Annotated in this window: 6 protein-coding genes and 2 pseudogenes; 1 reads left to right on the top strand and 7 read right to left on the bottom strand. The window is 59.8% G+C overall.

What is annotated here, in order from left to right:
- Positions 1 to 167: DeoR family transcriptional regulator (locus JCM13995_RS12525; RefSeq protein ID WP_156314490.1), on the bottom strand; the 167-nt coding region annotated here is incomplete at its 3' end.
- A gap of 333 nt (positions 168 to 500) precedes the next feature.
- Between JCM13995_RS12525 and JCM13995_RS12520 the strand changes: the two genes are divergently transcribed.
- Positions 501 to 1,223, top strand: a complete 723-nt coding sequence (locus tag JCM13995_RS12520; protein WP_225350901.1) for a hydrolase — start codon at positions 501 to 503, stop codon at positions 1,221 to 1,223.
- Between the two features lie 109 nt (positions 1,224 to 1,332).
- On the opposite strand, the gene JCM13995_RS12515 is transcribed toward JCM13995_RS12520, so the two are convergent.
- From JCM13995_RS12515 to JCM13995_RS12495, 6 genes and pseudogenes are all read right to left on the bottom strand, one after another.
- Positions 1,333 to 2,187 carry an LCP family protein gene (locus tag JCM13995_RS12515; protein ID WP_225350900.1) on the bottom strand — a complete coding sequence of 285 codons (855 nt, stop codon included), beginning with the start codon at positions 2,185 to 2,187 and terminating at the stop codon, positions 1,333 to 1,335.
- On the bottom strand, positions 2,144 to 2,392 hold the full coding sequence (locus JCM13995_RS16425) for a hypothetical protein (RefSeq protein WP_225350899.1): 249 nt from the start codon (positions 2,390 to 2,392) through the stop codon (positions 2,144 to 2,146). The genes JCM13995_RS12515 and JCM13995_RS16425 overlap by 44 nt, the downstream gene beginning before the upstream one ends.
- 135 nt (positions 2,393 to 2,527) lie before the next feature.
- Complete coding sequence (locus JCM13995_RS12510; RefSeq protein ID WP_054666172.1) at positions 2,528 to 3,322, bottom strand: metal ABC transporter permease; 795 nt, start codon at positions 3,320 to 3,322, stop codon at positions 2,528 to 2,530.
- Positions 3,322 to 4,020 (bottom strand): annotated as a pseudogene (locus JCM13995_RS12505) (metal ABC transporter ATP-binding protein). Before JCM13995_RS12505 ends, JCM13995_RS12510 begins: the two are co-directional and overlap by 1 nt.
- Positions 4,021 to 4,148: 128 nt before the next feature.
- Positions 4,149 to 4,487 carry a hypothetical protein gene (locus tag JCM13995_RS12500; RefSeq protein WP_054666169.1) on the bottom strand — a complete coding sequence of 113 codons (339 nt, stop codon included), beginning with the start codon at positions 4,485 to 4,487 and terminating at the stop codon, positions 4,149 to 4,151.
- Between the two features lie 24 nt (positions 4,488 to 4,511).
- A pseudogene (locus JCM13995_RS12495) lies at positions 4,512 to 6,010 on the bottom strand (gluconokinase).
- Positions 6,011 to 6,140: the final 130 nt, after the last annotated feature.

Here is a 6,140-nt window from a genome sequence, read left to right as displayed (position 1 = left end):
CCGCGCGTCCGCCGTCCGGCACCGCTTGCCGCCAGGGCAACCACATCACGGCGCGCCGTGTCGCGCGAGACGCCAACGGCCTGCATAATGTCTTCGATGCTCAGCTCTTTGCGCTCCGTCAGCAGGCGCTTGATCTCCTCGAACCGTTTCTCGCGGTACATCGTCATGTGATCACCTCCAGTTCATATTATGGCTATTATACTATACGTCAAAACTGCAAAGGGCGTTGACTGTTTGGCTGTGTTTATCAAGCCCATTTTTTAGCCTATATTCGTTCTATGTGGAGCGAACCCGGTAAAAATCGTAAAGTTTTCTCATCGAGCACCCATTTTTGGAACCGAAAGCGGTTACGTGAAAATTTCAGTAGGGATTTATTACGAGCACGTTACAGTGTGACAGAAACAGTTGCTTTTGTAAACTGACTGGCACTTGACTGACACGCCACCTCGATATACTGCACATTGTAATCGGGGGAAACATAACTTTCCAATCAAATAGGAGTGAGTTTTATCAAAATCAAACATTCATCAATCATTGGGGTCGGCGCCATTACGACACTTGCCGCCGCGTTCGCGATTTACACCAGCACGCAGCCAGTCGAAGCGATTTCGACTGACGATGCCGCAAACCGTCAGGCGCAAGCAGCTGGCGTGACTCCTGCGGCTGAACAAACTGCCGCAAAAATCGTTGCCACCAACAAGCTGATCGCCGCCCCGGCCGCTGTCAGCCCAATCAAGCCCGGCGATAACACCGAGTTTGACGCCATGATGAAGCAGCGCGCCGAAGCGGCCGCTAAGGCCAAAGCGCAAGCAGCGGCCAAGGCCAAAGCAGACGCTAAAGCCAAGGCGCAAGCAGCGGCCAAGGCCAAGGCTGAGGCAAAAGCGGCGCAGGTGGCCAAGGCGGCCAGCACGCCTGCCGCACGTGCGGCGGCGCCAACGACCAGCTCTGCGACCGGCACCAGCAAAGGGACGTTCCGCGTCACCTTCTACGATCCGGCGGCCATGGGTTCAAGCATGGGGTACGGCGGCATCGCCGCCAACCTCGGCGTCCTGCCTCGCGGCTCACGCGTTAAGATCCAGCTCTCAAACGGCCAGACCTTGATCCGCGTCGTCAATGATACCGGTGGCTTTGCCGCTGGGAACCCGCACCAGATCGACGTTGCGATGCCGAACAGCCAGATTCCTTCTGCCGGCGTTCTGTCCGCGATCGTCACCATCATCTAATTGAATTGCCAAAGCCCACCGCTCATCCGGTGGGCTTTTTATTGTGCGCTGACCACCGGCCGCCGGCAGCAAAAAAAGCGCCGGCCGCAAGGGCCGACGCGCATCAGGGTTACGGAAGATCTTGGTAAACATGGTAAGCCGGATTGCTGCCATCTTCCCAGTTAAACCCAGCGTTAGTGTTCAACTGATTTTGCTTGGTGTTGTAATTGTCCAGCGGCGTCTTGCTCAGCCCCAGCTCGGCGCGAGCCAGGTCCGAGATCCGCTGCAGTTCGGTGGTGCTTGGCACCTGGTAAGCCGCGGCGCCGATGTACGCCCCGTCGCCTTTTAGCGAGTCTTCACGCACGTCGGTGAACGCACCGCGGTAGTTGGTCGCCAAGGTGACCAGCTCATCAAAGCTCAAGTTCGTTCGCAGGTCAGACGACAAGGTCTGCATGAGGCTGGAGTAGCGACTGAGCGACTTGGCCGAAAGGACCTTTTTGACCACCTGCTCGATCACTTCCTGCTGGCGCTTCTGCCGGCCGTAATCGCCTTCCGGATCCTCGTGGCGCATTCGGGCGTAAGCCAGCGCCGCTTTGCCATCCAAGTGCATCTTGCCCTTGGTGAACTTGTAGCTGCCGACGTGCGGATCGGTCCAGGAAAAGGCCACATTGACGTCGACTCCGCCAACCGCGTCGACGATTTTCTCCAGCCCATCAAGGTTGACCAGCGCGTAGTAGTTGATCGGTACGTTGATCAGGTCCTTGACCGTGGCCTGGGCCAGCTTTGTGCCGCCGTATGTGTAGGCGGAGTTGATCTTGGTGACGCCGGTGTAGTCCGAACTGGCCACGTGGCTCATCGTGTCGCGCGGAATGCTGACCATGGTGGTGCGCTTCTTCTGCGGGTTCACCGTGACTAAGATCATCGTGTCCGTGCGCCCCTTGTCACTGCGCCCGAGGCCGCCGGTGTCCGTGCCCAGCAGCAGCACGGAAAACGGCTTCTGCTTGCTGAGGTCGACGTGCGTTTTTTTTGGCGGTGTGATTGTCGTACGTGGTATCAAGCGCGTTTTTGGTTTGCGCGTAAAGCCGCAGCGCATACCCACCGGCTAAAAAGACGACTGTCAGGGCCAGCAAGACAATGACCTTGGCAAGCGGATGGCGGTGATGCTGGCTGCGCGAGTCTCGTCTATCCATGGCTGCCTCCAATCGAGAATACTTGCTATTAGTGTACTCGATTTTTAGCCTAAAGGGAAAATAGTTACAAAAAAAACGCCGCAATGGGCGTGATTGAAATAAAAAATTAAGTAACTGGGCAAACCGCTTTCATCCTCAGCGGTCGCGGCGGTTGCGAATCATCAGTGCCCCCAGGTAAAAGGCGCATTCGATCACCGCGATGAAGAAGGTCACCGGCCAATTGGTGTAGTAGCCCAGCACCAGACCGAGCCACACTCCGATCAGTGCCGCCGCCACTGAGATCCCGATCATCTGCGGCAACGTTTTGCCGAGGTACTTCGCCACGGCGGAAGGCAGGGTCAGCAGGATGAAGACCAGCATGCTGCCGACGATTTGGGCCCCAATCGACACCGAGATGGCCAGGATCAGCAGAAAGTAAATGCTGAGCAGGTTGCGCCGCAGCCCCTGGGCCTGCGCCCCCACTGGGTCAAACGAGTCAAAGGCCAGACCGCGATACCCAATCGCCATGGTCAAAAGCACCCCCACGGCCAAGCCGACCAGCTGCCACACGTCAGCGCGGGAGATACCGATCACCGATCCGAAGAGAATCGTGGTGGCGTAGCTGGAGCTTTTAGAGGACAGGGCCAGAAACAAAATACCCAAACCAATGAACAAGCTGGAGATCGCACTAATCGACGCCTCGCGTCGGTCGGGACGCACAGCCAGCCGCCCAACGGACAGCGATGACAGGATCGTCGTCAACAGCATCCCGTCCAGCGGTGGAATGCCGACCAGGACCGCAAAGGCGGCGCCGGCAAAGCCAATTTCCGACAGTGTGTGTGCCAGAAAAGACATACCGCGAGCCGTGACGAACACCCCGACGATGCCGGTGGTCAGCGCAATGAACGTGCTGGCGAGGAAGGCATTTTGCATAAACTCGTATTCAAACATCAGCGCACCTCCACCGTTGGTCGCAGTTCCTTGGGCATATTGGCCTCGTTCATATCCGCAGTCGGCCGCAACTCGTAGCCGGTTTGGGTCAGCAGCAAGTACTGCTGGGTGAATTCCTTGGCCAGATCCAAGTCGTGCGTCACAAACAGGACCGTCATGCCGTGGCGCTGGTTCAGCGCGTTGACCAGCGTCATCAGCTCGGTTTTGGTGTTGACATCTAAGCTGGCCGTCGCCTCGTCCAGGATCAGGAAGTTCGGCCGCGTCAGCAGCGCCTGGGCCAGGTACGCCTTCTGCTTCTCGCCGCCGGAGGCCATCCCCAGCGGCTGATCCGCCCGCTCGCTCAGCCCGGTTTCCTTGAGCACTGCCGTGACCGCCGCCTTTTCCTGCTTGCTGTGCCAAGGCAGGTGGCGCTGCATCTGGTTCAGGGCGACAAAACTGCGCAAGGACAACGGGTACTCCGGGTCGATGTTGCGAAACTGCGGGACGTACCCCAGGCGCAAGCGCGGTGACCGGATGATGCGGCCGGTGGTCGGCTTGAGCTGGCCCATGATCAGCTTCGTCAGCGTGGTCTTGCCCACCCCGTTGGCCCCGATCAAGCTCGTCACGGACTGCGGCGAGGGAGAAGGACAAATCATGATAAAGCACGCGGTTGCGAAAGCCAAAGCTGAGATGCTCGACGGTCAGTAAGGTTCAGACATGGAATTCCTCCGTGGATAACAGTAATGATTACGATTAACAGGATTTATTTTAACGCAATGCGGTGCAACTGACCAGAAAAATGGCCCCATTTTCAGAAAAAGCCATGAAAAAAAGCGGGCCGCCCCGCTCACTGGACCTCGTCTAAGTTGTTGGCCTTGCTGAAGTCGATGTAAATGGCCTTCGGGTTATCCTTGGCAATCAGGATGTAGCCATGCCCGAGAAAATCCTTCTTGCCGCTGTAAGTCAGCGGGAACTCCTGCGCCGGGGCCAGGTTGCCCTGGATCAGCATCGCGTACAGCTCATCCTCTGTCGAGTCATCGGAAAAGGCAAAGGCCACTGGCGCGGTCACCAGCTGGTCCGCCTTGTGCATCAGCGCAATGACATCAAACAGCTGATCGGTCACTTCTTGCGGGAACACCGCCGCGACCGCCGGACTTACATGCCGGCGTTTAGTTGATTCGTACATGTTGCACCTCCAATACTTTCGGTATCATACCATACCGCGGCCGGCGGTAAAACCGGCCAGGTCGGCGTAGGTCCCGGCAAGCGCTTGGGCCACCTGCTGCCAAAGCGGCCAAAGGCGGCGGTACACCGCGGCGTCCGCCCCGGGCTGGTAACTGCCGGAAAGCTTCACCATCGCTGCGACGGCGTCTAAATCCGGCACCCAGCCCAAGCGCTTCATCCCGATGACGGCCGCACCCAACGCGGAACTTTGCACGCTTTGCGGCACCACGACCGGGCAGTCGAAGACGTCTGCAGCATCTGCCGCCACGCCAGGCTTTTGGCGAATCCTCCCGCGGCGTGGAGGGTGGGCTTAGCCCCGACCAAAGGCGCCATCAGGGCAAAGGCCGCTTTGAGGTTGAACAAAATGCCTCCATGACCGCCCGCAGCATGTCGGCCTTGGTGTGACTGCGGGTCAGCCCCACAAAGCTGCCGCGCGCGTTGGCGTCCCAAAGCGGCGCGCGCTCGCCGCCCAAATACGGCAGAAAAACCAGGCCGTGCGCGCCGGCCGGTGCCGTCAGCGCCAGCGCGATGGCGTCTTCAACCGTTTCGGCCTGCCCCAGCAAAGTCCGTGTCGCCCACTGCAGCACAATGCCGCCGTTGTTGACCGGCCCTCCGACCACCCAGCGATTGGGCGCCAAGTAATAGGTGAACAGTTTGCCGCTTGGGGCGACGGTCGGCGTCTGGATCACCGTGCGCACCGTCCCAGAGGTGCCGATCGTCACCGCCGTTGCCCCTGGGGCTAGGGCGTTCACGCCAATGTTGGCCAGGGTCCCATCAGACGCCCCTACGATGCCCGACGTCGTCTGCGGCAGCCCCAGCGTGCTGGCACTTTTCCCCGTCAACTGAGGCAGCAGCGTGTCGGTGTCAACCAGATTTGGCAGCTGGGCGGCCGAGACCCCGGCCAGTTTCAGCGCCTGCGCGTCCCAGTCCATGCGCGCCATGTTGAACAGCCCAGTGGCGTTGGCGAGTGAGTAATCGGCCACCCACTGACCGTACAGCTGAAGCAGCAGCCAGCTCTTGATGCCGCAGACAAAGCGAGTCTGCACCATCAATTCGGGCCGTGTCTGCTGCAGGTCGATCAGCTTAGCCAGCGGCGTCATCGGGTGCAGTGGCACCCCGGTGCGCCCCACCAAAGCTGCGTGGTCCGGCCGCGCCTTCAGCTGTTCGGCGGCCCGTTCGGCGCGAATGTCCGCCCAGGTGATCACGCGGGTCAACGGCTGACGCTTTTCGTCCAGCAGCATCAAGCTGTGCATCGCCGCCGAAAAGCTGATCCCAGCCACGCTGCCGGCGGGCAAGGCGCCGGCGACTGCTTTCAAGCCGGCTTGCACCGCCGCTAAAATGGCCTGCGGGTCCAGCTCTGCCGCACCAGGCTGAGCTTGCAGCAGCGGTAGCGCGGCTGGCCTGAGCTTTCACCTGGCCGGCCGCATCAAAGGCCACCACCTTCGTGGCCGTGGTGCCAACGTCAACGCCGATCACGACTGCCATTTCAATGCCTCCTGTGCTTTCTTGGCGCCATGGGCCGACCGTCGAGGGCTTCGAGAACCTGGGTGTCATGAAAGCTGAGCTCAAAATCGAACACGTCGCCCCAGCCGACAGCTCCTGCGCGTTTGCCGCC

It is taken from the genome of Lacticaseibacillus camelliae DSM 22697 = JCM 13995 (assembly GCF_001311195.1).
Lineage (GTDB): Bacteria > Bacillota > Bacilli > Lactobacillales > Lactobacillaceae > Lacticaseibacillus > Lacticaseibacillus camelliae.
Note: the sequence above shows the minus strand (reverse complement) of the source record. Positions and strands in the feature narration are given on the sequence as shown.

Coding starts and splice junctions, on each gene's coding strand:
- JCM13995_RS16425 (WP_225350899.1), bottom strand. CDS start 2,392: ATGGATAGACGAGACTCGCGCAGCCAGCATCACCGCCATCCGCTTGCC.
- JCM13995_RS12510 (WP_054666172.1), bottom strand. CDS start 3,322: ATGTTTGAATACGAGTTTATGCAAAATGCCTTCCTCGCCAGCACGTTC.
- JCM13995_RS12500 (WP_054666169.1), bottom strand. CDS start 4,487: ATGTACGAATCAACTAAACGCCGGCATGTAAGTCCGGCGGTCGCGGCG.